19 protein-coding genes and 1 pseudogene are annotated in these 22,207 nt (G+C 60.1%); 6 read left to right on the plus strand and 14 right to left on the minus strand.

Translation table 11 applies throughout. The annotated features are described in order from the left end of the window. Together glyA and ACR0AM_RS12995 are read left to right on the plus strand one after the other, a co-directional pair. Window positions 1–197 (plus strand): annotated as a pseudogene (glyA, locus tag ACR0AM_RS12990) (serine hydroxymethyltransferase); the annotation flags it as partial. Window positions 198–214: 17 nt separating this feature from the next. Continuing rightward, entirely contained in the window at window positions 215–1,192 is a 978-nt protein-coding gene (locus ACR0AM_RS12995; RefSeq protein ID WP_480623122.1) for an HpcH/HpaI aldolase/citrate lyase family protein, read from the plus strand. A gap of 235 nt (window positions 1,193–1,427) precedes the next feature. Here ACR0AM_RS12995 and ACR0AM_RS13000 read toward each other — a convergent pair whose 3' ends face one another. Next, a complete protein-coding gene (locus tag ACR0AM_RS13000) occupies window positions 1,428–2,375 on the minus strand; it encodes a GlxA family transcriptional regulator (RefSeq protein WP_480623123.1) in 948 nt (315 codons plus the stop codon). A gap of 80 nt (window positions 2,376–2,455) precedes the next feature. Here ACR0AM_RS13000 and ACR0AM_RS13005 point away from each other — a divergent pair, with 80 nt between their 5' ends. From ACR0AM_RS13005 to ACR0AM_RS13020, 4 genes are all read left to right on the plus strand, one after another. Beyond that, window positions 2,456–3,616 carry an acyl-CoA dehydrogenase family protein gene (locus ACR0AM_RS13005; RefSeq protein ID WP_480520441.1) on the plus strand — a complete coding sequence of 387 codons (1,161 nt, stop codon included), beginning with the start codon at window positions 2,456–2,458 and terminating at the stop codon, window positions 3,614–3,616. A gap of 2 nt (window positions 3,617–3,618) precedes the next feature. Then, window positions 3,619–5,634, plus strand: a complete 2,016-nt coding sequence (locus tag ACR0AM_RS13010) for an acetate--CoA ligase family protein (protein ID WP_480623124.1) — start codon at window positions 3,619–3,621, stop codon at window positions 5,632–5,634. A gap of 3 nt (window positions 5,635–5,637) precedes the next feature. Then, entirely contained in the window at window positions 5,638–6,417 is a 780-nt protein-coding gene (locus tag ACR0AM_RS13015; RefSeq protein ID WP_480623125.1) for a carnitinyl-CoA dehydratase, read from the plus strand. Between the two features lie 75 nt (window positions 6,418–6,492). After that, window positions 6,493–6,963, plus strand: a complete 471-nt coding sequence (locus ACR0AM_RS13020) for a hypothetical protein (RefSeq protein ID WP_480477429.1) — start codon at window positions 6,493–6,495, stop codon at window positions 6,961–6,963. On the opposite strand, the gene ACR0AM_RS13025 is transcribed toward ACR0AM_RS13020, so the two are convergent. From ACR0AM_RS13025 to napF, 13 genes are all read right to left on the minus strand, one after another. Continuing rightward, the gene (locus tag ACR0AM_RS13025; RefSeq protein WP_480623126.1) at window positions 6,954–8,024 is read right to left on the minus strand and encodes a polyprenyl synthetase family protein; all 1,071 of its coding nucleotides are present in this window, start codon (window positions 8,022–8,024) and stop codon (window positions 6,954–6,956) included. The genes ACR0AM_RS13020 and ACR0AM_RS13025 overlap by 10 nt on opposite strands. 4 nt (window positions 8,025–8,028) lie before the next feature. Next, window positions 8,029–10,152 (minus strand): hydroxysqualene dehydroxylase, encoded by a 2,124-nt coding sequence (locus ACR0AM_RS13030; protein WP_480623127.1) that lies wholly within the window; start codon window positions 10,150–10,152, stop codon window positions 8,029–8,031. Continuing rightward, window positions 10,145–10,969 carry a DUF3237 domain-containing protein gene (locus ACR0AM_RS13035; RefSeq protein ID WP_480494059.1) on the minus strand — a complete coding sequence of 275 codons (825 nt, stop codon included), beginning with the start codon at window positions 10,967–10,969 and terminating at the stop codon, window positions 10,145–10,147. The genes ACR0AM_RS13030 and ACR0AM_RS13035 overlap by 8 nt, the downstream gene beginning before the upstream one ends. Window positions 10,970–10,983: 14 nt before the next feature. Further along, window positions 10,984–11,868, minus strand: a complete 885-nt coding sequence (locus tag ACR0AM_RS13040) for an encapsulin (protein ID WP_480477421.1) — start codon at window positions 11,866–11,868, stop codon at window positions 10,984–10,986. Window positions 11,869–11,920: 52 nt separating this feature from the next. After that, window positions 11,921–15,121, minus strand: a complete 3,201-nt coding sequence (locus ACR0AM_RS13045; RefSeq protein ID WP_480623128.1) for an adenylate/guanylate cyclase domain-containing protein — start codon at window positions 15,119–15,121, stop codon at window positions 11,921–11,923. A 485-nt stretch (window positions 15,122–15,606) separates the two neighbouring features. After that, complete coding sequence (locus ACR0AM_RS13050; protein WP_480477417.1) at window positions 15,607–15,864, minus strand: hypothetical protein; 258 nt, start codon at window positions 15,862–15,864, stop codon at window positions 15,607–15,609. A gap of 13 nt (window positions 15,865–15,877) precedes the next feature. Beyond that, a complete protein-coding gene (locus tag ACR0AM_RS13055) occupies window positions 15,878–16,570 on the minus strand; it encodes a NapC/NirT family cytochrome c (RefSeq protein ID WP_480477415.1) in 693 nt (230 codons plus the stop codon). Between the two features lie 29 nt (window positions 16,571–16,599). Then, window positions 16,600–17,037, minus strand: coding sequence for a nitrate reductase cytochrome c-type subunit (locus ACR0AM_RS13060; RefSeq protein WP_480477413.1), 438 nt, complete (start codon window positions 17,035–17,037; stop codon window positions 16,600–16,602). 12 nt (window positions 17,038–17,049) lie between these two features. Next, window positions 17,050–17,967 (minus strand): quinol dehydrogenase ferredoxin subunit NapH, encoded by a 918-nt coding sequence (napH, locus tag ACR0AM_RS13065; RefSeq protein WP_480477411.1) that lies wholly within the window; start codon window positions 17,965–17,967, stop codon window positions 17,050–17,052. Beyond that, window positions 17,964–18,782 carry a ferredoxin-type protein NapG gene (gene napG, locus ACR0AM_RS13070; protein ID WP_480520461.1) on the minus strand — a complete coding sequence of 273 codons (819 nt, stop codon included), beginning with the start codon at window positions 18,780–18,782 and terminating at the stop codon, window positions 17,964–17,966. The genes napH and napG overlap by 4 nt, the downstream gene beginning before the upstream one ends. 28 nt (window positions 18,783–18,810) lie before the next feature. After that, window positions 18,811–21,303 carry a nitrate reductase catalytic subunit NapA gene (gene napA / locus ACR0AM_RS13075; RefSeq protein WP_480520463.1) on the minus strand — a complete coding sequence of 831 codons (2,493 nt, stop codon included), beginning with the start codon at window positions 21,301–21,303 and terminating at the stop codon, window positions 18,811–18,813. Continuing rightward, a complete protein-coding gene (locus ACR0AM_RS13080) occupies window positions 21,300–21,593 on the minus strand; it encodes a chaperone NapD (protein WP_480606874.1) in 294 nt (97 codons plus the stop codon). The genes napA and ACR0AM_RS13080 overlap by 4 nt, the downstream gene beginning before the upstream one ends. Beyond that, a complete protein-coding gene (gene napF / locus ACR0AM_RS13085) occupies window positions 21,590–22,105 on the minus strand; it encodes a ferredoxin-type protein NapF (protein WP_480494067.1) in 516 nt (171 codons plus the stop codon). The genes ACR0AM_RS13080 and napF overlap by 4 nt, the downstream gene beginning before the upstream one ends. Window positions 22,106–22,207 lie beyond the last annotated feature (102 nt).

A 22,207-nucleotide genomic window follows, 5' to 3' on the forward strand; every position in this document is an offset into this window, starting at 1 on the left:
GCATCCGCCTGGGCAGCCCCGCCGGCACCACCCGCGGCTTTGGCGAGACCGAATTCCGCCAGATCGCCGACTGGATCATCGAAGTGGTCGATGGCCTGGCTGCCAACGGCGAAGACGGCAACTCCGAAGTCGAAGCCCGCGTCCGCGTCCAGGTCGCAGATCTCTGCAACCGCTTCCCCATCTACCCGAACCTGTAAGCCGAAAGGTCCCAACCATGAGCTTTCACCCAATTGAACAAGCCCCCGCCCGCCTGAACCGCAGCGAGCTTGCCGTGCCCGGCAGCCAGCCCGGAATGTTTGAGAAGGCCGCGAAATCGGACGCGGATGTCATCTTCCTCGATCTGGAAGACGCCGTCGCGCCCGATGAAAAGGAACAGGCGCGCAGGAACATCATTCAGGCGCTGAACGAAATCGACTGGGGCAACAAGACCATGTCGGTGCGGATCAATGGTCTGGATACCCATTACATGTACCGGGATGTCGTGGATGTCGTCGAACAGGCGGGCCAGCGTCTGGACCTGATCATGATCCCAAAAGTCGGGACAGCCGCAGATGTGTATGCGGTCGACATGCTGGTGACCCAGATCGAAGACGCCAAGGGATACAAGAAACGGATCGGGTTCGAACACATCATCGAAACCGCGCTTGGTATGCAGAATGTCAGCGCGATCGCGGCGGCATCAAAGCGCAATGAAAGCCTTCATTTTGGTGTCGCGGATTATGCGGCCTCGACCCGCGCGCGGACCACAATCATCGGGGGCGTGAACCCGGACTATTCGGTTCTGACCGACCCGGATGCCGACGGAGGCCGCCTGACCCACTGGGGCGACATGTGGCACTATGCACTTGCCCGCATGGTGGTTGCGGCGCGCGCCAATGGATTGCGTCCCATCGACGGGCCGTTCGGTGATTTTCAGGACCCCGACGGCTATAAGGCCGCGGCCAAACGCGCCGCTGTTTTGGGATGCGAGGGGAAATGGGCCATCCACCCCAGCCAGATCGCGCTGGCCAATGAGGTGATGTCACCCTCGGATGCCGAAGTCACCAAGGCACGGCGTATCCTTGTCGCCATGGCCGAGGCCGAGGCGGATGGAAAAGGTGCCGTGTCTCTGGATGGCCGTCTGATCGACTATGCCTCGATCCGTCAGGCCGAAGTGCTGGTTGAAAAGGCAAGCCAGATCGCTGCGGCCTGATCGCCCGCACCAAACCTGACTTGCGTGGGCGCACTGTCCACGCATATTCTCCAGCGCTTTGACGGGCGGACTACGGCGCTAACATAAATCGGCTGTCCGCGTTTCGCGAAAATTGCCTCCCTAAAACGTTTGTCACATTTTGACCAGCAAACGGATGCTGCCTTAAATCGCTACGACAAAAGCAAGGGATGTTTCCGAGTTCGACACCTGAAACCGGCACCCCGCCAATCCCGGTTCACGGCCTCGACAGGTTTCCGTTCCGAAATGCGGTCGGCGTCTGACCGAACTCGGCCTTGAACGCACGGGTCATGGCACTGGCGTTTTCGTATCCACAGCGCCCCGCGATCTCGGCGATGGATTGTTCCGTATCCTCGGCCAGATTGCGTGCGCGGTTCAGGCGCAGACGCCGATACAGCGCTTGCGGAGTTGTTTTCAGTTCCGCCTGAACACGTGTTTCAAGCCGTTTTTGCGAACATCCGATTTTCCGGGCCACACTCCGGACCGAAAGCGGTGCTTCAAGATGCGCCTGCATGACAGTCAGCGCGCGATTGACCAGCGTGTCCTCGGATTTCAGAGGCAGGTCATAATGGCCACGCCCGTTCCGGCTCATGAACAGGTGCTCGACCTCCATCGCCAGCAGCGGGCCGTGATCCCGGCGGATCAAGGTCAGGGCCAGATCGAAGGCTGCCATGGCCCCGGAACAGGTCAGCCGGTTGCCATCAATGACAAACCTTTCCCGCACGGCCTCCACCGCCGGAAACCTTTCCTCGAACCGCGAAAACTCGTCCCAATGAATGGTCGCCCTGTGGTCATCCAGCAATCCGGCACTGGCAAGTAGCCAGCTTCCCGTATCCAGCCCGGCCAGATGCTTGTGTTTCTTGGCCGCTGCCAGCACGGCACGCATGGTCGACCGCGTATCCAGCTTCATGTATCCATATGACGGCATGACAACAAGAAAATCCCCCTGTTGATCGCCGATGGCCCCGTTCGGGGTGACGACAAGGCCGCTGGAGCTTTGAACAGGGTTGCCGTCAAGCGAACAGAAGCGCCACGCATATAACGCCCGTCGCGACAGGGTGTTCGCCGCCCGCAACGGTTCGACCATGTTCGCAAGGCAATGGTTCGAGAACCCGTTGAACAGCAGGACATTGTACTGCTGCGATAATATTTTCGAGTTTGGCATGAAACTGATCTATCTCTGCATGCCGCGACCATGAGCGATGGCGTTTGGTTGGTCAACCACCGATCCAGGAAATACGCGCCATGCAGTTTGGTCTGACAGAAGAACAGGACATGATCGTCTCGACGGTCCGCAGCTTTGTAGAAAAAGAAATCTACCCGCATGAAGACGCGGTGGAACGCAGCGGAACGGTCCCGCTGGAGCTTGGCAATGAGATCAAGCAGAAATGTATCGATCTTGGGTTCTATGCCTGCAACTTCCCCGAAGAAGTGGGAGGCGCGGGCCTGTCGCATCTGGATTTTACGCTGGTCGAGCGTGAACTGGGCCGTGGGTCGATGGCGCTGACGCATTTCTTTGGCCGCCCGCAGAACATCCTCATGGCCTGCAACGACGAACAGCGCGAACGCTATCTGCTGCCCGCTGTGCGCGGGGAAAAGATGGACGCCCTGGCGATGACCGAACCGGATGCCGGATCGGACGTGCGCGGCATGAAATGTCAGGCAGTGCGCGACGGTGGCGACTGGGTCGTCAACGGTTCGAAACATTTCATCTCGGGCGCGGAACACGCGGATTTCTTCATTGTCTTCGTTGCCACCGGCGTGGATGAGACCCCGAAAGGCCCCAAAAAACGCATCACCACCTTCCTGGTGGATCGCGGCACACCGGGCTTTGAAGTGCGCGACGGCTACAAATCCGTCAGCCACAGGGGTTATAAAAACTGTATCCTGTATTTCGATAATTGTCGCCTGTCTGATGCGCAGGTTCTGGGCGAGGTCGATGGCGGCTTTGCCGTGATGAACGAATGGCTCTACGCGACCCGGCTGACGGTTGCGGCCTTTTCGGTTGGGCGCGCGCGGCGCTGCTTTGATTATGCGCTGAACTACGCCGCCGAGCGCAAGCAATTCGGCCAGCCCATCGGCAAGTTTCAGGGTGTGGGCTTTCAGATTGCCGACATGATCACCGAGATTGACGCCGCCGACTGGCTGACCCTTGCCGCCGCTTGGCGCCTGGACCAGAACCTGCCCGCAAACCGCGAGATCGCCTCGGCCAAGCTCTATGCCTCCGAGGCATTGGCGCGGGTCACCGACACGACGCTGCAAATCTTCGGCGGCATGGGCCTGATGGATGATTTCCCGATCGAACGGTTTTGGCGCGACGCCCGGGTCGAACGGATCTGGGACGGCACCAGCGAGATTCAGCGCCACATCATCAGCCGCGATCTTCTGCGTCCGCTGGGCGCCTGACCATGACCAAAGACCTGACCCGGCTGCTGCGCCCGAAATCCATCGCTGTCATTGGCGGCGGTGCATGGTGCCAACAGGTTATTCTGCAATCAGAACGCATGGGATATGCCGGTCAGATCTGGCCGGTCCATCCCAAGGCTTCTGACATTGCGGGCCACAAGGTTTATGGCCATATCGAAGACCTGCCCGACGCACCTGACGCGGTTTTCATCGGCATCAACCGCCACGCCACGGTTGAAGCGGTTCAAGTCCTGTCCAGCGTGGGTGCGGGTGGCGCTGTCTGCTTCGCCTCGGGCTTTTCCGAAGCCGTGGCCGAGGACGACACCGGCGGGGATTTGCAGGATCAACTGATCAACGCGGCCGGCGACATGCCCATTCTGGGCCCGAACTGCTATGGCTTCATCAACGCGCTGGACGGGGCATTGCTGTGGCCGGATCAGCACGGGGTTGTGCCCGTCGACAAGGGCGTGGCGATCCTGACGCAAAGCTCGAACATCTCGATCAACCTGACCATGCAGAAACGCGGGCTGCCGATTGCCTATATGGTCACCTGCGGAAATATGGCTCAGACCAGTCAGGCGCAGATCGCCTCGGCCCTGATCGATGACCCGCGCGTGACCGCAGTGGGCCTGCATATCGAAGGCTTCAAGAACGTCCGCGAATGGGAAGCACTGGCCGCCAAAGCCCATGCAAAAGGCGTCCCGCTGGTTGCCCTCAAGGTCGGCGCATCGGAACAGGCGCAGGCGGCAACCGTTTCCCATACCGCGTCACTGGCGGGCAGCGATGCCGGGGCGCAGGCGCTGCTTGACCGGCTTGGCATTCCACGCCTTTCGGCGCTGCCTGACTTCCTTGAAACACTTAAACTGTTGCACTGCTACGGGCCGCTGCCGGGGGGCAACATCGCCTCAATCAGCTGTTCGGGGGGCGAGGCGAGCCTGATTGCCGATATGGCCGTTGGCACTGGGCTGCAATTTCCACGGCTGAGCGATGAAAAGCTGACCCGCCTGCGCGGCGCGCTCGGGCCCATGGTCGCGCTGAACAACCCGCTGGATTATCACACCTATATCTGGCGTGACGAACTGGCGATGACGCGGGCTTGGTCGGGCATGACGGGCGACGATATCGACATGACATTCTCGATCGTCGACTACCCGACCACCGACTCCACCGATTGGGCCTGCGCAACGCAGGCAGCGTTGAACGTACGGGCGGAAACCGGCGCCCGGTTCGCGATTGTCGCCACCTTGCCGGAGCTTTTACCGGAAGACATCGCACAACAGCTGATGGTCGGGGGTGTTGTACCCTTCATGGGGCTGCGCGAGGCGCTGTCGGCGACCCGCGCCGCAGGGCAGGTCAAGGCCCCATCCGCAACGCCCGTTTTGCAGCCGGGTATGATGGAACCAACCCAAATCCTGACCGAAGGCGCCTCGAAGGCGGCGCTGGCGGAATGCGGCCTACGCATCCCGCAAAACCGGACGGTGCGGGGCGCGGAAGCTGCCCGTGCCGCAGCGGACCAGATGGAAGGCCCTTTTGCCGTCAAGGGTGTCGGGCTTGCGCATAAATCCGAACACAGCGCCGTTCGGCTGGGCATCCGGGCCGGCGACGTCGCGGCTGTCGCGGCTGATATCGGCACCGAAGACATCCTGATCGAAGAGATGGTCACCGGAACCGTTGCCGAGCTTCTGATTGGCGTGGTGCGTGACCCTGCGCATGGGTTTGTTCTGACCTTTGGGGCAGGGGGCGTGCTGACCGAACTGCTGCGCGACACGGTATCCTTGCTGGTGCCCAGCCCGCCCGGAGACATCCGCTCCGCCCTCGGTCAATTGAAGATCGTCCCACTGCTGGCGGGCTATCGCGGCCAACCGGCGGCTGATATGGATGCGATTGTTGCCGCGGTCGAGGCCGTTCAGACCTATGTCATGCAAAATGCCGACACGCTTGGCGAGGTCGAGATTAACCCGCTCCTGTGCACGCCGGATAAGGCTGTTGCCGTGGACGCCCTGATAAGAAAGGCCTGAGATATGGACCCGATCAAAACCCGCCGCGATGGTTCAATCCTCGAGGTCACGCTGGAACGCCCCAAGGCAAACGCGATTGATCTGATCACCAGCCGCAGAATGGGCGAAGTCTTTGCTGAATTCCGCGACGACCCGGACCTGCGTGTGGCCATCCTGACCGGTGCGGGCGAAAAATTCTTTTGCCCCGGCTGGGATCTGAAAGCTGCCGCCGACGGCGACGCGGTGGACGGAGATTACGGCGTCGGTGGGTTCGGAGGCCTGCAAGAGCTGCGCGACCTGAACAAGCCCGTGATTGCCGCCGTCAACGGTATCGCCTGCGGTGGCGGGCTGGAGCTGGCCTTGTCCGCGGACATGATCCTTGCCGCTGATCACGCCACTTTTGCCTTGCCGGAAATCCGCTCGGGCACTGTTGCGGATGCCGCCAGCGTCAAGTTGCCCAAGCGCATCCCCTATCACATCGCGATGGAGCTGCTGCTGACAGGCCGCTGGTTTGATGCCGAAGAAGCCAACCGCTGGGGTCTGGTGAATGAGATTATTGCCGCTGATCAGCTGATGGACCGCGCGTGGGAACTCGCCCGCCTGCTGGCGTCAGGGCCGCCGCTGGTCTATGCGGCCATCAAGGAAATCGTGCGCGATGCTGAAGACGCCAAGTTTCAGGACGCCATGAACCGCATCACCAAACGGCAATTGCGCAGCGTGGATGTCCTCTATTCCAGTGAGGACCAGCTTGAAGGCGCGCGTGCATTTGCTGAAAAACGTGATCCGGTCTGGAAAGGCAAATAATAACGCGGTGTGTTTGTCGCGCGGATCCGGTAAATTTCCCATTTACTGATCCGCGTCACAGGTGCACAGTTGGGTATGCCTTATTTCGAACGAAAACCATACGTTAGCACGCCGCTTCCGGTCAGCCCGATCGCTCCGCAGCCGGACGCGCAACCGATCTCTGATATCGCACGCCGCGTGCTTGGGGCTGAACGGGGCACGAAACAGCCGCTTGAGGGGCCATTTGCGTGCCGCAAAACTTGCCACCCCGGCGGCACCGCGACCATATTGCTGTCCTTTGACGCACCAAACGGTGGCGGGCCTGTCGCATTACAGTTCGAACCGGGTGACCTGATCAACCGGAACGGCGACACTCTTCCAGCAAACCGGGTTAATGTTGTCCCCCCGCAAATCCAGCTAAACCCCGGCGAGTCAACGGATGTTGCCGTCATTGTAACCGTGCCGGACCTTGCCGATCCCGGCGAATATCACGGCCGGATTGCCTGCACGGGTACAGTGCAAACTTCGATCCTCGTGATGTATGAGGTGGCGAACGCTCAAACCTGACGGGTTACAAGGTAGTCCATGAAATGGCCCAGAAACGCGCGGGGCACTTCTTCGGTGGCCGCAAAAACCTGCGCAAACTCCTGACGGGCCGAGGCCAGCAAGTCATTGGCCGCCTCCTGTGCATATCTGATGCAGCCATAATGATCCATGCGATCCAGAACCCAGCCCACATCCTGCGTCGAGCGGCTGTCGCGCGGGTTTGACAGCATATCCGACAGGCGTGCTTTTTCGGACTCGTCCGCCTGCAAGCTAAGCCGCCCCAGCATCAGCGTGCGTTTGCCTTCGTAGATGTCCCCGCCGATCTCTTTGCCATATTTGTCCTGCGATCCCACGAGGTTCAGAACATCATCCTGTATCTGAAACGCGGCGCCCAGAAAAAACCCAAACGCGTTGAAATCGTCTAGATTCAACGCGCCTGACGCGACATCATGCGGCCGGGCGATCAGCGCCCCGATGCGCATGGGGTGAATGAAGCTGTACCAGCAGGTCTTTTTCAGACACATCGTCAGATAATCCGATGCATCCACGTTCAGCCGGTTGTCCCGTATCCAGCCAAGCTCCAGCGCCTGACCTTCGATGGACTGCTGCAACAGATGATCAAACTCGTCCACCACGCGCATGCCGGTTTCAGGGCCAAGCGGCCCAAGGTTCTGGCGCAACAGGCGCAGGGCCAGCGATTGCATCCCGTCACCGGTATTGATGGCCAAAGGGACCCCAAGACGCTTGTGCATACACGCGCGCCCACGCCTAAAATCGCTTTGATCCTCGATATCGTCATGGATCAGAAACGCGTTGTGCAGCAGTTCAAGAACAGCGGCTGACACCCTCGCGGTCTCGCTGTCACCGCCGAAAGCCTCGCAGGTGGCTAGCAACAGTGCGGGCCGCAACCCCTTGCCCGAGGTTTCGATGTAATCCCGCATCGGCCCGTACAAATAGGCCTGCGGCTCGCCCGTCGGCAACAGCTGCAAAAGCGTCTCACGGGCCCGATCCCCGTAAGAGGTCAGCGTTTTTAGAAAATCCTGCTGTGCCGCAGGATCCAAATGTGCTGTGCCAGTGGCCAAAGGGTCATCCCTTCTGGGTGATGATCACACGGGTTTTGGTCTCGTTCCTGCCCGTCTCGGCAAGGTTGGGTCCGGCCGCCGAAAAAGGTGCATCCGTCAGCGGCAAGGCTTTGGACAACACCCCCGACTGGCCGCTGTCCCGGCCCAGATCAAAGGCAACATCCTCTGCAATCTCCTCTCCGGGGATCGGTAGATCAGCCGTCGGCTCGTAGGCCACGATCAGGTCAAGCAGCTCTTTCGGAGGGCAGATCATACGCAACGCGTCCGCAATCGCAGGGTCTTCGGTAATCCCGCCGGGTTTTGAGTATTCCGTAGCCGGTTTCGCAATGACGGCAAGCGGCCCTTCGCCGCCACGCTCAACACCCACTGCATCCTGTCCCATCCTCAGCGCCGCCTCGACCGCAACCGCAAACCGGTTGTCCCAGGGTAGGCCGGCCTGATAGCGGGCAAAATCATAGGCGCGCAGCGGTTTCAGGATATCCGGTTCGTGCAGGTCCCAGATTTGGCAGGGCTCTGCTTTTGATCCGCCGCGTTGCAGGATGGCATTGACCGCCCGACGTGCCGCTTCGTTTGCTCCTTCCATGGTGGCAAGGTCGGTGTAGGTGCGTACATAATCCGACGCCAGCATGAAGTTCGGGATCAACGTGGCCGCCTCAGGGCGCAACCGCCAGCTGTTGATGCGGTTGACCAACAGCGGCTCCACATTGGTTTGGCGCTTGGGGTCGTTGGGATCCTGCACAATATCCGGATCAAGGAACCAGTAATGCATGTCCTCGTCGCGCAGGACGGTCTGGCCATCCACGTTGACGCTGCGCTTGAGCTGTTCCCAAACCTCGTGCGCAATCTCCTCGCGGCTACAATCACGCGCGGTTTTTCCGTTCAGCCCCGGCTTGTCCCATTCCGAGATATCTATTGAAAGCAGGCCCTTGGTCTTGCCTTCTGCCCAGTTTTCAAAGTTGATGGCCGACCAGAACTGCTTTTGTGAAACCGCGGTCAGGGCCCAGGGGCTGTCAATGAAAATGACATGGCCATGGGTCAGTTCAACATCCTTGGTCAGATAGAACTGAATTCCGTTCATCCATTGCACGTCTTCGGCCAGCAGGGGCAGCTTGGCCAGAGACGGGTCAATTGCCGTCATCGCAGGGGTGATGAGGGGCGCGATCCGTTCGATCGGCATCGCACTGATGAACCAATCCCCGGTGACCTGCTTTTCTTCGCCATCCTGTTCAACCGTCGCGCTGACGATGCGGCCATCCTGGCAGTCGATGCCCGTGACCTTTGAGTTGAACTTGTACACGACCCCCTTGCTTTTGAGGTAATCCAGCCACGGCTGTATCCAGACAAGGTTGGTGGGGCCGTTCAACAGCCGGTTGCCATGCGGCTCGGGCGTCGCGATACCCAGCTGAAGCTGAACGGCAATGTCGCCCACGGTCTTTGTACTGGCAGTTGTCGCCTTGGCGGCCACCAGCGAACGGGTAAGGCCAATCGCCAGAAACTTCTGATACGCTTCCGAGCGCTGCTCGGCACCGATGAAATCCCACCACCCGATGCGCTCATATTCGTCGAACCGGCGCTCCTTGCAGGATGTCGCGATGCGCCACATGCAGGCGATGAAATGTTCGACATCCTCATAGGCAATCTGGTCCCGTGGCGAGAGCGTGAATGCAACCGTCTTGAGCACGTCGGCCACGTCTTTCAGCGTGCGGGGAAACCGTTCGGGAACGATGATGCCTGGGTCATCGAACTGGCTGACCAGAACCTGAGTGGTGGACACCAGATTATCGTAACAGGTGCCTTTGCCATAATAGGGCGTGCGTGCCATCGTATCGGTGATATGGCGGTAGAAATTCGGAAAGAACCGGAACCCGTGCTCGCCGGGCAGCCAGGGGCGTTTCACACCGGGGGGATAACTGGCACCGTCCATCTCGGCCCATTTTTCAAGCGCCTTGATGTGTTTCGCCTTGGACCCGTGATCGCCTTCGCCCTTCATCACGGGGATGCTGCGTGCCTTGCCGCCGGGGATCAGCTGGCGCTCGTGAATCTCGACCTCGTACCCGCGCTCGATCAGCTCATGCGCGGCGCTCATTCCGGCCACGCCACCGCCCAGTATGACAACCTTTTCAGCCATCGGATGTTCCTTTCGCGGAATAGACGTCAAAGCGCAGGGTGATATCGGACAGGCTTGCTTCCCCGACGCCGAAACCCTGCAACCTGTTCATCCAGGCATAATTCGGGTTTGATGTCAGGTATCGCGGTGCCAGCCGGACCGGGGCCGAGGCGGGCAGATTGCCCTTCGCCAGCCCGGCATACCCATCCGGCCCAAAGTCACACACGCCGGTATCTTCAAACAGGATCGGCGCGCCTCCTTCAACCGGTTGAATAAGCGCTCGGGCGTGCAAAAGCCCCACACCGTCGGACCGCACGCGCATCCAGTCGCCCCCCAGCGGATCGATCGTCCCCTTCAGATGAGGCCCGTCAACCGTTCCGCCGTTTTTGATCCCGAAATGCAGCCAGATACCGTCGGGCGTTTCACCCGAAGGATAGAACTCGTCGTTGAACGGCACCACAAACCTGCCCACATGTTCCAGCGCGGGCACTTGCGTGATTGGCTTTGCCGGGCGTGGCGGCGCAGGTTCGGGGGCCTTTCCGCGGCCGGGATCATATTCGCGACCACCGGTCGTCAGCACCGGTCGCCAGGTCAATGTCTTTTCCTGGGTCACAGATGGCAGCATGGCTGCAAACTGCTGAAACCCGGTCTTGGGGTCGCATTGCAAGGGCCAGCCGCGAATGGCGCGCTCGGGGCCGCCATCTTCGGAACAGATCACGCGCACCACGTCATGCGAAGACACGGCGGGTCCGGCTTCGATCAGCACCCGATTAAGCCCATTTTCGTTGATCAGCTCGGACCAACGCAATGTCACGCCCCGGTCTGTAAACTCCCCCATGACCAGATCTCCGGTCAACACGTGATGGTGCAGATCGCCTGTGCTTCCTTGATCCTCAGATGGAATTTCTGCTGAACGCGGAAGATATGTTCGCCGTCAGACGAGGTTTGCAGATATTTCACCGCGATATCCGAAGGCACGACAATCTCGACCGGCGCACCTTGCAGTGATACAAGTGCAGCCTTGTTTGCGGGCAGGGTGCCCGATCGCAGCAACGGGCCGTCAAGGAACGGAAGAATACTGTCACGCGGCAGCACCATCGAGTTCTCAATTGGCGTGGTCACGGCCTGAAACAATCCATTGCCCATCACGCAGGCGAAAGGCCCAAGGTATCCGTGCGCTTCCAGTTTATTGATGCCCGCAACCACGGCCTCGAAAACCTCGGGGCCGGAACAGGGCTTTTTCTTCCCGTTGATCGATATGGACTGACCTTCGCCAGCCTCCAGCAGCCCCGGATATTTGCCGCCTCCACTGACGGTATAGATCGGCGGCAGATCGGCAGGTGCGCCACCGGCATGTCTGGGGGCTTCGCCGGTGCCCGGCTGGCCGTTGAAAATGATGTCATCCTCAACCTTGGCCACGACGGCGGCGGCCCGGCGGAACATGATCATGGCCGCGGCCAGTTCCGGATCAGCCACCTGCGCGCCTTTCAGGTAGACGTTGACGGAAACCGTCGTCAGCCGCAGGGTGTCATAATCATTTACTTCCAGACGTTTGGCCGCGCCTGACGCGTTGTCAATCAGACCCAGCTTGTTCAGGGGAACAGATTGCGTGTCCGCTGGCAGCGGCCCATAAAGCGGCAGGAAGCTCGCAGCCACCCGCGCGCGCAGCGCCTCATCATGGACGGCCTTGTTAACGGCATTCCACTGTTCGGTGTTCCAATCCAATGCATCGGTCATTGTAAATCCCTCTTGGTGATGCTGCCCTGTTTGTCCGGGCAGTCCGTCTCGTTCATTCGGCTTTCGTCAAACTGTCCAGTAGTGCCGCGGCGCGTTGTTCCTGAACAACGGCACCACATTCGCGGGCAAGCGCCAATGCCAGTTCAAGCTCGGCAATCGCGCTGTCCCGATCACCCTTGGCAGCAAAGGCCTTGGCCCGCACGCGGTGATATTCCGGTTTGTTCAGCGTTTCTCCTCGTTCCCAACCGGGGGCACACACGGTTTCCAGCCGGTCCAGGGCCTGATCAATATCCCCCTGATCGATCATCAACTCAGACAGAACAATCTGATTCTGCGGAAAAGTAAAGTTTCCACCAGACTTTGAGATCAGGTTCATGCACGCTTCGATATGGGCCGGAACGCCCTCGATGTCGCCTTTTCCCGCCTGCGCAAGACCCATGTAGATATCCTGCATGGCGTGAAGATACAGGAACCCTTCCTCGTCGGCGATCTTGCGGGCTTCCTTCATAGTGACGTCCAGCCGGTCCCATTCGCCTGCGTAGGGCAGGAACATGCTGCACGCGCCCATGATGTAGACAAGGTTGGGCGCGTGGTTCAGTGCCCGGCTGACGTCGATGGCTTTCAGACGTGCGGCCTCCGCCTCATCGAACTTGCCCTGCTGCCACAGCAGGCACCCCTGAATGGCCAGCAATGACGCCGTGGTCGAGGACTGGGTCATCGGCATCATGGCCATGTCCAGCTCAGGCGTGATCAGGGCAAAGGCACGGTCAAGCTGCTGCTCGCAATCCTCGAATTCCCCACGGAAGTAATGCGTGAAACTCAGCGCGCGGGCCGCCAGCACGTTGGGAACAGTGTCGCCGCTCATACCGGCCATCGCGTCCAGGGCCTGTCCCATCTCCATTGCGCGGTTCATCTGGCCCGCGACAAAGAAATTGGTCCAGCGGCAGAAGGTGGCCGCAAAAAGGGTTTCGCCATCGCCCAATGCATGGGCAAGCTCCATCGCGCGGGCGGCTGTCTCTCCGACCTGATCGGAGGACCATCCATAAATCGCCATGTAAGCCGGCAGGATATTCATCTGCACCCGAAGCTCGAACCCGTCACGCTCGGCATTGGCGGGCATCGTTCCGATATTGCGCAGGGCCGCGCGAAACGCCGAGATCGCAGGCAGGTTCGCCAACCGCGACAGGGCTTGTTCGCCTGCCGTAAACCAGTTGGACACCGCCTCATCCTTCAACCCGCCATGGTCGCAGTGATGCGCCACGGTATCGGGGGCGGGGCTTCCGAATGCGTTATGTCCGGCCAGCAAGGCCCGTGCGATTTTCAGGTGAACCTTCTGCCGGTCTTCGCGCAGCAGCGAGTTATAGGCCGTATCCTGAACCAGCGCGTGGTTGAACGTATAGGTGGCCGTTCCGGCTTCGCCCGTGATCAGCACAACGCCAGCCGCCATCAGCTGCATCAGCGCGCTTTCCACATCCATGTCTTCCTGCGCCACCGCCTGGATCATCGCCGAGGTGAAACTGCGCCCGATAACAGACCCAAGCTGCGCAATGGGCTTGGCGTTTTCCATCCGGTCAAGACGCGACATCAACGAATCCTGAAGGGTTGCGGGGATACTCAGGGCATCCAGAACCTCGGCGTTGATCGGCGCATCTTGCGGCAGCTGGTCCAGAACCGCCTTGGTCATCTCTTCGATGTAAAGCGGCACGCCATCGGCTTTCTCGACAATCTGCCTGATCAGGATGACCGGCAAACTGTATGGCTCGGCCACGCGCCGGACCAGTTCCGAGGCTTCACTGCTGGCCAAAGGCGTCAGATCGATGCGCGCCGCGCGGCCTTCGTAATGCTCTGGCGGCTCATATTCAGGGCGATGCGACAGGACCACCAGTATCGGGAACCCGTCCAGTCCTGATGCCAGCGCCTCCAGCACGTCCAGCGTGGTTGCGTCAGCCCAGTGCACGTCCTCCACCACCAGCAGCAAGGTGCCGCGCCTGTCGCACAGGCTGCCAATGCTGCGCAACAACACGTCCAGCGACTTGCGGGCCTTCTTCAGGGGGTCGGGATCCGGCGCTGCGCCCGTTTCGACCCCGGCCATATCCAGAAGAACAGGCAAATCCGTGTCGTTCAGACGAGAGGCCGCCTGAACAAAATCGGAAATCGCGGCCCTGATGCTATCATCGGACTTGTCGCCTGAAACCCGCCTCAACTCTCCCACGATCGGATGAAGCGGAAGGCTGGCCAGATGCGGAATACACTGCAACGTAAAGGGTTTGACGCCAATTGTTTCAGACAGGGACTTGATCAGCCGCGACTTGCCAATGCCTGCGGCGCCGCCGACAAACGCGAACCTGCCGGACCCCGCCTGTGCATCTTTCCAAAGCTGCGTTAGGACTGAAAGATCGTCGCCCCGGGCGACAAGATCAACAGCTGACTGTCCGACACGCGCATCGAACCGGCTGGTCGCGACGCTTTCGGAAATGGCGCGATAGACAGTGCGCTGATTGTCAAATCCTTTCAGGTTGTGGCTGCCACGGGGCTCGAATTCGAATGCGCCTTGTGTCAACCGCCACGTCTCTGCGGAAACGACCACCTCGCCCGGCTCGGCCAGACCTTGCAGGCGGGATGCGAGGTTCGCGGTTTCACCGACCAGAAAGTCCTGCGACCCAAGACTTGTTGACGAGACCACCCCCACAACGACCATACCGGTGGCAATTCCCGCCCGCAGATCCAGTTTTTCGCCAAACCTGTTTTCAAGGTTTTGTACGGCTTCAATGGTCTCCAGCACGGCGCGAACGGCGCGTTCGGCATCGTCCTCCATGGCTTTTGGATATCCGAAATAGACCATGATCCCGTCACCCTGCCTGTAGGCCAGGTGACAGCCATGCTGTTTCAGGGTGCCGATCGCCGTATCCAGATACAGGTTCATGATCTGCATCAGGTCTTCCGGGTCATACCGCTGGGCCAGCTGCGTGGACCCCACTAGATCGCAGAAAACCAGCGTAAGCTGTCGCCGCTCGGCTTCGGACCTAAGCTCCTGCCGGGTCGATGCCTCCTCAGATTTCAGACGGGCCTGCGCCTTGCGAAACCGCTTTCTTTCGCCAACCGTTAGCCCCAGATCGCGCAGTTCGGGATCTGTCAACTCGTCCAGAATATCATCATCCACGCCTTCCTGCCGAAACAGGGTGGCATGGTTTTCCAGATCAGCCAGTCGAAGAACTTTTGAGATACGCGGCGATGCCTCAAGGACCCCCGTCATCGTTCTGCGCCCCCGCCCATTTTCCTTCTCCCCTTACTCCCCTCAAAACATATTGTATTTGTATAAGCAAAAATAGAGAGGAATTTACGTTCAATCCACATGACGCAGGGACACCATTGTTAACTTGTTATCTGCTGTGACAGATGTAGGGTTGAAATTCCACTCCACTTTGAGTTTTTCGTGTCAAATCATTGGCTTTCAGTTTCATATTGATTTTTCACGCGCAAAACTGGGCCCGGCATACTGCCTTGCCGCGCGTAATGGGGAAGGGTGTTTTCCCATAGGCGCCAGGGCCTCGTGCGCTTTTATCGAAGTTGTGGAAATGCGAAAATCAGACCCTGCCGATTTTCGACACTGACGCGCGCCTTAAGCGCTTCCCCTACGTCAATAGTCGCGTCGCGTGCGACACAAGCATCCGCTTTGGCGCTGGAAAGTTTACCTGACAGGATACCGGTTCCACCAAATGGGCAGAACCGGTGTCTTCTTCAGACGGTTGCGCCTTTCAGGCGGATGGCAGTGCCAAGGCTGCCCGCGCAAAGCCCGACCAGAATCGAGATGCCCAGTTCCACCGCTTCCACATGAGCAAACTGAAAGCCCGCAAAAACCAGCGTTTCCAGCATGCCGACAACGGCCCCCAGTGCCGCGCCCAACCACAGCTTGCGGGTCATCATTCCAAGCGCCAGTCCCAGTATGCCGGGCAGGCCCAGGACATTGGCGCCGATTGTTCCAAGTAAGTCTAGCATGTCCGTCCCCACATCAATTCGAGCTGTTGTTCAGAAACGCGCGAATGTCGTCGCCAGAGGCGGATGCATGTTCCTGCAGAACCTCGCCCTCCACGGCCTCGCTTATTTTCTGGTACTGTTCCAGATAGTTTGCGGGCAGATTATGCGCGATGCCCTGATGGCAGTCGATACATGTCATGCCGGTGTCAATGGCGCGCTGGTGTTCCGACGCGGCCCGTGTTTCCTGAATGGTAAAGTCCATGTAGTCGAAGTTATGACAGTTGCGGCATTCGCGGCTGTCCGATTCCTTCATCTTCTTCCACACGGCCGAAGCCATGCTCAGGCGATGCGCCTCGTATTGCTCGGGTGTGCTGATGGTTCCGGCCAGCTCATGATAGACGTCTTTGACGGCCATGATCTTGGCTTTGATCTTGTGGCTCCATTCATCCGGCACGTGGCAGTCGGAACAGATCGCACGAACGCCGGAATGGTTGTTGTAATGGACCGTTTCGCGATATTCGCCCAGGTTCGTTTCCATCGTGTGGCACGAAGTACAGAATTCTTCGGTATTCGTCAGCTCAAGGGTCCAGTGAAATCCACCCCAGAACAGGATACCGGCCAGAAATCCGGCCAGGACAAGAAAGCCTGAACTGAACAGCACCGTCGGCGTCCAGATCGCGTTCCAGAGGCGACCAAGCAAGCCGCGGTTTTCAGGGGAGTCGGCCATGTCGGTGCTCCTTTCAGTCTTGCGTTGGATCAATTGCCGGCGGAGGGCTGGAACACGTTGTCGACCAGCGGCGGGGCGTCGGCCTGCGGTACGTGGCACTGGTTGCAGAAATACCGGGTTCCGGCGATCCGATCCAGTTCGCGGCCTTCGCGGTCCAGATAATGGGTCATCGACAGCGTCGGTGCGTTGCGGTCACCGGCTTTGGTCCAGTCATGGCAGGACAGGCACTGGTTGGTACGGATGTCGATCTGGTACTGTTCAACCGAATGCGGGATCAATGGCGGTTGCTGCCGGTAATTGCGCTGCTGCCGCCCTTCGACATTGCGGTGGATCTGGTCCAGCGGCACCGGCTCATCCACGTCCGCACCGCGCAGGGATTCAACCTGAGCAGATTGCGCGACGGCCCAACCGCTCAGCAATAATACGGGTAGAAGGGCAATTCCGCCTGTAACGATCGATTTTTTCATCTTGGCACTCCCCTAGATAGGTCTGGCGGCGCGCGGCTCGGGCGCGGCAACTGGATCGAAAGGTTGGACGACGTGGTCGTCGAACCGGTGAGTAAAGGTAAAGACGTCGACCGCGCAGACATCGATGCAGCGGCCACAATTCGTGCAGTCGGGTGACAGGATCAGCGGGGTACTTCCCGGTTTGCCCTTCAGCGCGGGCGAGATCACCTGATTTTCAGGGCAGATCGCGTAACAATCCATGCAGTCATCGCAGGCGGCGCGGTTTGTGGCGCTGATCCGCAGCAGGCTTTTTGCTCCGATCAGGCCATAGAACGCGCCCACCGGGCACAGGTGCCCGCACCATCCGTGGCGCGAGACAAAAACGTCAAAGACAAAGATGGCGGCGATCAGGGCCCAGACAAAGCCCATTCCAAAGACCAGCCCGCGATGCAGCATGGTGATCGGGTTGATCAGTTCCCACGCGATCATGCCGCTCAGACCCGAAACAAGCAGGACGGTTGCCAGAATCCACAGGCGCGTGCCGCGCTTTGGTTGCCAGCCCTTCGGCAGGTCCAGCTTGCGATGCAGCCAGTTGGCCGCATCCGTCACCGGATTGATCGGGCAGACCCAGGAACAATATACCCGCCCGCCGATCAGCGCGTAGATCACCAGAACGATCGCCCCGCCGATCAGTGCCGTCACCTCGGGCCAGTGGCCTGCAACCATGCTCTGCAACAGGATGAACGGATCGGTCAAAGGCAGCACGTCCAGCGTCAGCGACCCGGCCAGCGTGCCCTGAACGATCCAGATGCCGAACCATGGGCCCAGCAGAAACAGAACCAGAAAGAACAGCTGGCTTGCACGGCGCAGCAGCAGATAGCGATGCGCGCCGATCCAGCCCTTGCTGGCGATGGCCTCGTGACCTGTGGGCATATCTGTGCGGGCGCTCATTGTCCCACCCCCGGCAGATCATATCCCGGCGCAAAGCCGCCGGGCGTGACCAGATTGTCCGTGCCCGGTCCGGGCAAACGGTCCGGCAGATCGATGATCCCCTCGACCACCGGCGCGCCTTTCGCGGCCTTTTCTTCCCAGCCCTTGCGGTAGTGCTCTGCCGAACTGCCCCGCGCCAGCCGGGCAGGCAGCACCTTGATGGCGGCCTCGGGCAGAACACAGCTTTTCTCGCACATGCCGCAACCGGTGCAGCGGTCGGCGTGGACGGTCGGGATGAACATCGCGTGATGGCCCGACCGCGTGTTGTGCGTGGTGTCCAGCGTGATCGCCTCGTCGATGACGGGGCAGACGCGGTAACAGACATCGCAGCGCAACCCGAGGAAGTTCAGGCAGTTCTCCTGATCGACCAGAACCGCGACCCCCATCTTCGCATCGTCGATATTGTCCAGCGCGGGATCCAGTGCCCCGGTCGGACATGCGGCGACACATGGGATGTCGTCGCACATCTCGCAGGGAATATCCCGAGCGGTGAAAAAGGGTGTTCCCGTCGCCACCGCGTCCGAGCCCAACTCGGCCAGTTTCAGGGTATCGTATGGGCAATCCCGCACGCATAATCCGCAGCGGATGCAGGCCGACAGAAACTCCTTTTCCGGCAGCGCGCCGGGCGGGCGCAAAGCCTCGGCTGGCAGGGCGCGGGCGTCGCGGGCCAGATAGGCCAGCACCGTCCCGGCGACCACGCAGCCGCCCGCCGCCCGCGCCGAATCCTGCAGGAACCGGCGCCGCTGCGGCGAAAGGGGTTTGTCGGCAAAAGACATGAGGATATACCCGTACGATCCTTGTTGCCTATGCGCGCTCGACCTTGCAGGCGCATTTCTTGAAGTCGGTCTCTTTCGACAGCGGGCAGGTCGCGTCCAGCGTCAGCTTGTTGGTCAGCTGGCCTTCATCAAACCACGGCATGAACACCAGACCGCGCGGCACCTTGTTGCGCCCACGGGTTTCGACCCGGCTGGTGACCTCGCCCCGACGGGTGGACAGAACAATCTCCTGACCCCGGCGCAGATCCCGATCCTTGGCGTCCTGCGGATGCATGTAAACCACAGCCGCCGGGTAGGCGCGGTGCAGTTCTGGCACACGGCGTGTCATCGACCCCGAATGCCAGTGTTCCAGCACACGACCGGTGCACAGCCACAGATCATATTCGGCATCCGGTTCCTCGGCCGCAGGTTCGTAAGGCGCAAAGATGATGCTCGCCTTGCCATCCTTCTTGCCATAGAACTTCACGCCCGCACCTTCGGGCACATAAGGGTCATAGCCTTCGCGGAAACGATACAGCGTTTCCTTGCCATCCACGACCGGCCAGCGCAGGCCACGGGCTTGGTGATAGGTTTCAAACGGAGCCAGATCGTGCGCGTGGCCGCGCCCGAAGTTGGCATATTCCTCGAACAGACCCTTCTGAACGTAGAACCCGAAATGCTCGGATTCGTCGTTGTCAAAGCCCTCGGCCGTTTCCGACAGCGGGAACTTGTCGACGCTGCCATTGGCGAACAGAACCTCGTACATGGTCTTGCCGCGATGCTCTGGCATGGTGGCCAGCAACTCTTCGCCCCAAACCTCTTCGACTGTAAAGCGTTTCGAGAATTCCATCACCTGCCACATGTCCGACTTGGCCTCGCCGGGTGCCTTGACCTGCTGCCGCCAGAACTGGGTACGGCGTTCCGCGTTGCCATAGGCACCTTCCTTCTCGACCCACATGGCGGTAGGCAGGATCAGGTCGGCGGACACGGCCGTGACGGTCGGGTAGGGGTCTGATACGGTGATGAAGTTTTCGGGGTTGCGATACCCGGGATAGCCTTCTTCGTTGATGTTCGGTGCGGCCTGCATGTTGTTGTTGCACTGCACCCAATAGGCGTTCAGATCGCCATCCTTCAGCTTGCGGTGCTGCTGCACGGCGTGAAAGCCGGGCTTGGCCGGAATGGTACCCGCAGGCACGTTCCAGGCGGTTTCACAAATCTTGCGGTGCTCGTCATTCATGACAACCATGTCGGCAGGCAGACGGTGGGCAAAGGTGCCAACCTCACGCGCGGTTCCGCAGGCCGACGGCTGACCGGTCAGCGAGAAGGGCGAGTTTCCGGGCTCGGAAATCTTGCCCACCAGCAGGTGCACGTTGTACATCAACGAGTTCACCCACGACCCGCGGGTATGCTGGTTGAACCCCATGGTCCACAGGCTCATGACCTTGCGGTTCGGGTCGGCATATTGCTGGGCCAGACGCTCCAGCTTGTCCGCCGGAACACCGGACAGTTCTGAAGTGTATTCCAGCGTGTATTCCGATACCGCCTCGGCATATTCCTCAAAGCTGATCGGTTCCATCTTGCCGACATTGGGGTTCGCGGCCTCTTGTTGCAGCGGATGATTGTCGCGCAGGCCATAACCGATATCGGTGGCTGTTTTGGTGATATTGACGTGGTTCTTGACGAACTCTTCGTTCACCGCGCCATTCTGGATGATGTAATTGGCGATATAGTTCAGGATCGCCAGATCGGTCTGCGGGTTGAACACCATGCCATTGTCGGCCAGCTCGAACGAGCGGTGCTCGAAGGTCGACAGAACATGCACTTCGCATCCCGGCTTGGTCAGGCGCGTATCGGTCAGACGCGACCACAGGATCGGGTGCATCTCGGCCATGTTCGACCCCCACAGAACAAACGTATCCGCGTGCTCAAGGTCGTCATAGCAGCCCATAGGCTCGTCGATGCCGAAGGTGCGGATAAAGCCGACCACGGCCGACGCCATGCAGTGACGCGCGTTGGGGTCGATGTTGTTCGACCGGAACCCGGCCTTCATCATCTTGGCCGCCGCATAACCTTCCCAGACGGTCCACTGACCAGAACCGAACATGCCCACGCTGGTCGGGCCTTTCTTGGCCAGCGCCTCTTTCCACTTGGCAGCCATGACGTCAAAGGCTTCGTCCCAGCTGACCGGCTCAAACTCGCCATTCTTGTCATATTCGCCGTTGGTTTTGCGCAAAAGCGGCGTGGTCAGGCGGTCCTTGCCATACATGATCTTGGACAGGAAATAGCCCTTGATACAGTTCAGACCCCGGTTGACCGGCGCATCCGGGTCGCCCTGCGTGGCGACTACGCGACCATCCTTGGTGCCCACCAGAACCGAACAGCCCGTACCGCAGAACCGGCAGGCGGCCTTGTCCCAGCGGATATCAGGCGCGGCGGCCTGAGCGCTGGCCGAACCAGCGGCCAGTGGGATGCCGGCAGCCGAGGCCGTGGCAGCCGCTGCGGACGCTTTCAGGAATGTACGACGGGATTCAGAGATGGTCATTGCATGGGCCTCCTGCTGGACGGTTGGCTTGGAGCATCAGGACGCGGAGCTGCCTCCGCGGGATCTTCGAAATGGTGATAGGTCAGCGACAATGAGATCACGCCGGGGATCTGGTGCAGATCCATGATGGTTTCCGAGGCCAGCCGTTCGGCTGTATCCTCGACAACCACGACGAACCGGCCATCCTCGGCCTCGGCATGAAGCTCGACGCCATCGGTGCCGGTTATCGCCGCGCGCGCGGCGTCGGTGTGATCGGGGGCGATGTGGACAAGACAGCCACAGATATTCATTGGGTCACCTCCGGGTGCAAAGGGGCGGGGCGGTGCATCGTGATGGCCCCGGCAGGGCACGCGGCAGAACATGTGCCGCATCCGATACAGGTTTCGGTTTCAAGCGCCGGTTCAGCCCGCCCGCCCAGTTGCAGGCGAAAGCGGATGGCTTCCTGTTCGCAAGTGTCCTGGCACAGGCGGCAGCTCACCCCGTTCATCGACAGACAGCTTGCGGCCTCGATCCGTGCGCGCCACGGCCACTCGGCCACACGCTCGGGCAACAGCGCCGGGGTCGGGCAAACCTCGGCACATGCACCGCATAAGGTGCAGCCGCCTGCGGAAAGATCCAGAACCGGAAAGCCGCTGTCGTCGAATGTGATGATGTCTTCCGGGCAGGCCCCGGCGCAGTCTTCACAGCCTGTGCACAGATCGGCAAAGCCTGTCACGCCCGCGCCCGGCGGTCGGATCGCATCAGGATCCTCCCGTAGGATACGTGCGCTCAGAAAAGCGCGTCTGCTGGTCAACTGGCTCATGGCTGGCGACTCGAGTGTGGATAGATTGGTTCGCGTCCTTACTTCCTAACTGCGCGAAGCAGCGCACGAATTGACCTATATCATGTTTTTCGCGAATATCAT

Source organism: Ruegeria sp. AD9, assembly GCF_056542305.1.

Coding starts and splice junctions, on each gene's coding strand:
- ACR0AM_RS13060 (WP_480477413.1), bottom strand. CDS start 17,037: ATGAAAAAATCGATCGTTACAGGCGGAATTGCCCTTCTACCCGTATTA.
- ACR0AM_RS13080 (WP_480606874.1), bottom strand. CDS start 21,593: ATGAATATCTGTGGCTGTCTTGTCCACATCGCCCCCGATCACACCGAC.
- ACR0AM_RS13005 (WP_480520441.1), top strand. CDS start 2,456: ATGCAGTTTGGTCTGACAGAAGAACAGGACATGATCGTCTCGACGGTC.
- ACR0AM_RS13015 (WP_480623125.1), top strand. CDS start 5,638: ATGGACCCGATCAAAACCCGCCGCGATGGTTCAATCCTCGAGGTCACG.
- napF (WP_480494067.1), bottom strand. CDS start 22,105: ATGAGCCAGTTGACCAGCAGACGCGCTTTTCTGAGCGCACGTATCCTA.
- ACR0AM_RS13040 (WP_480477421.1), bottom strand. CDS start 11,868: ATGACCGATGCATTGGATTGGAACACCGAACAGTGGAATGCCGTTAAC.
- ACR0AM_RS13045 (WP_480623128.1), bottom strand. CDS start 15,121: ATGACGGGGGTCCTTGAGGCATCGCCGCGTATCTCAAAAGTTCTTCGA.
- napA (WP_480520463.1), bottom strand. CDS start 21,303: ATGACCATCTCTGAATCCCGTCGTACATTCCTGAAAGCGTCCGCAGCG.
- napG (WP_480520461.1), bottom strand. CDS start 18,782: ATGTCTTTTGCCGACAAACCCCTTTCGCCGCAGCGGCGCCGGTTCCTG.
- ACR0AM_RS13055 (WP_480477415.1), bottom strand. CDS start 16,570: ATGGCCGACTCCCCTGAAAACCGCGGCTTGCTTGGTCGCCTCTGGAAC.
- ACR0AM_RS12995 (WP_480623122.1), top strand. CDS start 215: ATGAGCTTTCACCCAATTGAACAAGCCCCCGCCCGCCTGAACCGCAGC.
- ACR0AM_RS13030 (WP_480623127.1), bottom strand. CDS start 10,152: ATGGCTGAAAAGGTTGTCATACTGGGCGGTGGCGTGGCCGGAATGAGC.
- ACR0AM_RS13020 (WP_480477429.1), top strand. CDS start 6,493: ATGCCTTATTTCGAACGAAAACCATACGTTAGCACGCCGCTTCCGGTC.
- ACR0AM_RS13000 (WP_480623123.1), bottom strand. CDS start 2,375: ATGCCAAACTCGAAAATATTATCGCAGCAGTACAATGTCCTGCTGTTC.
- napH (WP_480477411.1), bottom strand. CDS start 17,967: ATGAGCGCCCGCACAGATATGCCCACAGGTCACGAGGCCATCGCCAGC.
- ACR0AM_RS13035 (WP_480494059.1), bottom strand. CDS start 10,969: ATGGGGGAGTTTACAGACCGGGGCGTGACATTGCGTTGGTCCGAGCTG.
- ACR0AM_RS13010 (WP_480623124.1), top strand. CDS start 3,619: ATGACCAAAGACCTGACCCGGCTGCTGCGCCCGAAATCCATCGCTGTC.
- ACR0AM_RS13050 (WP_480477417.1), bottom strand. CDS start 15,864: ATGCTAGACTTACTTGGAACAATCGGCGCCAATGTCCTGGGCCTGCCC.